This window comes from Butyrivibrio sp. (genome assembly GCF_017635265.1).
In the GTDB taxonomy this organism is placed as follows: Bacteria; Bacillota; Clostridia; order Lachnospirales; family Lachnospiraceae; genus Butyrivibrio.
In genome coordinates, this window is record NZ_JAGBLU010000124.1 from 1 (window position 1) to 2,683 (window position 2,683).

General features: G+C 39.1%; 3 protein-coding genes. 1 reads left to right on the top strand and 2 read right to left on the bottom strand.

Features of this window, described 5'->3' with window-relative positions:
- Positions 1–107 precede the first annotated feature (107 nt).
- Positions 108–800: an ABC transporter permease gene (locus tag J6O61_RS15330; protein ID WP_292214978.1), complete on the top strand. Its 693-nt coding sequence runs from the start codon at positions 108–110 to the stop codon at positions 798–800.
- Here the strand turns inward: J6O61_RS15330 and J6O61_RS19775 are convergent.
- Together J6O61_RS19775 and J6O61_RS15335 are read right to left on the bottom strand one after the other, a co-directional pair.
- Positions 747–986 carry an RNA polymerase sigma factor gene (locus J6O61_RS19775; protein ID WP_442861710.1) on the bottom strand — a complete coding sequence of 80 codons (240 nt, stop codon included), beginning with the start codon at positions 984–986 and terminating at the stop codon, positions 747–749. The genes J6O61_RS15330 and J6O61_RS19775 overlap by 54 nt on opposite strands.
- Positions 987–1,159: 173 nt before the next feature.
- Positions 1,160–2,485: a type III toxin-antitoxin system ToxN/AbiQ family toxin gene (locus J6O61_RS15335; protein WP_292214977.1), complete on the bottom strand. Its 1,326-nt coding sequence runs from the start codon at positions 2,483–2,485 to the stop codon at positions 1,160–1,162.
- Positions 2,486–2,683 lie beyond the last annotated feature (198 nt).

The window sequence follows — 2,683 nt, forward strand, 5'->3', positions numbered from 1 at the left end:
GCCTTCTGACAAGTGTATCGTCCTTATCCCTCAGAAGAAGGGAAATGATAAATCCTACCCATGTGATGTAACTTATTGCGGCATAAAGCTTTGAGTTCTTATGCATTCTGCTATCCTCCTTAAGCTGTTTCGAAAAGACTTTTGTTGTTCCTGTACTGGCAGCCATTATTGGAACATTTAACTATCTCGGAAACATTGATATCCTGACAGAAGGCTGGTATTCTTTATGGTCTCAGCACACTCTGTTTATTTGCTATTTCTTTATATCAGTTATCATCGGGATTTTTGTAGGATGTATCTGGAGAGTCGAACACACCGGCACTAACATGAATCTTCTTATGACGCACCAGAGTCCTTTTAGAATTGTATTAAGCAAATATGTTGTTACATGCTTTATCACAACGCTTTCCCTAATCTGGATAATGGCTCTTTATGTAATTTCTGGCCTTATAGCTCACGTTGATGGTAGCATTCCCCCTGAACTTCCAGGCTGGATTCTTTTGGGAACTATCGGCATCTATTCTATATGTGCCTTCCAGATTTTTATATCACTGATCATCAGAAACTTTGTTGTACCTGTAATAATTGGATTCATAGGCGGACTGTCCGGAGTAGGATTTGTTGCTAAAGGAATCCCCTATTTTAGCCCCTACTCCCTTTTTGGCCTTGCCATGAATCAAAGACAGCTTGGAAACGCAAATATCACGTTATTTATACTTGTGTCTTTAATATTTATAGTCGGCTTTTTATCGCTCTCCACGATATACTTGTACCGCGCTGATGTAAGGTCGCATGAATAGAAACCTTATGATCCATGCCTTTTCATCCTGGTAACTATCAAATTCTTTTCCTGCGGTTAAGTACTTCAGAAATACCGTCTGAGATATATCCTGCGCCTCACTCCTACTTTTCACATACGCCGAACTGATTCGCAAGATCATGTCTGCATAGCTGTCGACTATCCGCCTTGCTTCCATTTCCTCCATGTAATGCTGTCTCGCTTTCTGTTCCTTTTAGAAGGCCTTCTACTTATAATACGATTTATGACGTTCAAATTGGACACTGTATACATATTTATATAAAAAAAATAGCCATCCGCTACTACAGATAACTATTTTTATTGCTGCCCTATCCTTATACGATTATGCCTGTTTCTACTTTACAATTTTCTTACATACCAGCTGTATCCATAGAATACAAGCGTTCTCTCTCCATCACCAAAAATCGGCGAAAGGGATTTCATCATCCACTTTCTTACATCATCAGAGCTGACGCTTCCGCTTTCTATCTGGGCATTAACATTTGACTGTATCAGCATGAAATCAACAAATTCATCTAAGGTAAAATTGTACTCCATGCTATATTCAGTCTGCTTCTCCATTGCAAAGCCATCGATCAGATCAGACTGAGTCCACTTGTCTTCTTTTCTTGGTGGCTTTGGAAACCTGCGCAGATACTCATCCCGGTACCACCTGGTATAACCATCATTTCCCAGCATCCTGTCAGTGATTCCAAAATCATAGATTACAATTAGCCCATTATCAGCCGTAACCTCAGCCATATTATTTATGAACTTCTTTTCATCCACCCAGTTGATGCATCCGGCAGCCGTTACAATATCGTATTTTTCATTAGGGATTTTTGTTTCTTCCGCTTTTGCAACGTAAAAGGAATATGCAGTATCAGCACCATAAATATCATTACATACTTCAACCATAGATTCTGCAATATCCGTTCCAGTTACTTTGTCACATATGAGCCTTAGTGCCTTGGTTGAGAGCCCTGCACCACAGCCTACATCAAGACCCTTTTTAAACTTATATCCCTGTGGGAGACCACAATCCATCTTAAGCTGCTCTATCACAGATTTGTGAAGCCATGGTCTCTTGGCATATCCAGCCGCTATTCTCTTTGAATCAAATGCTTTATTATCCATGATGGCGCTATTCTCCGAAACTTCTTGCCCATCATCTTTTTTCAATTTTGAAACATAATCCTGATATGCTTTTTCCAACAGTGAAAAATCACAGCTGTTCTTTACCAGCTCCTCATTTTCACCCGCCAACACTCTTTCATATGTCTTATTTGCCCTTTTCTGCGCCTGTGACAACAGCTTTTTGCACGCCTTGTACTCTTTCTGGAGAACTACTTTCTCCTTTTCAGTAAACTGAGAGTCCTTAAAATCTACTGGAACAAGACATTTCTTTGGAACCGGAAACATGTAGTTAAATCTCATGGATCCTTGCACAACCTGCTTTTTATGATCCTCTATTTTGATGAGAATATTATCCTCCTGAGCTTTTTTATATGATGAGATTGGCACATAATAATTGATATCGCCAATTTTCATGATTACGCCATATACAAATTTCCTGCGATTGGCATATTCTACATTAGGGACTCTGGTAAATCCCCTGGCATTTATCTCCGTATCCTTTAAAAACTCTACATATTCCGAGTCAACATAATAAAAAGAAATCTTCATATATCTCCATACATTAAATTAGAGCAAGCCAAGCTTGCTCTAATTGATTACATTCGCTCACACTTGTAGGGGTGAAACCCTAATATAATCGCTCACATTTAGTGGGAGTGAAACCCCAATATAATCGTTCGCACTTAATGGAGGCGAAACTCCAATAGATGTGTAATCGCATCTTCTGATTAGAATACTAACAAAAAA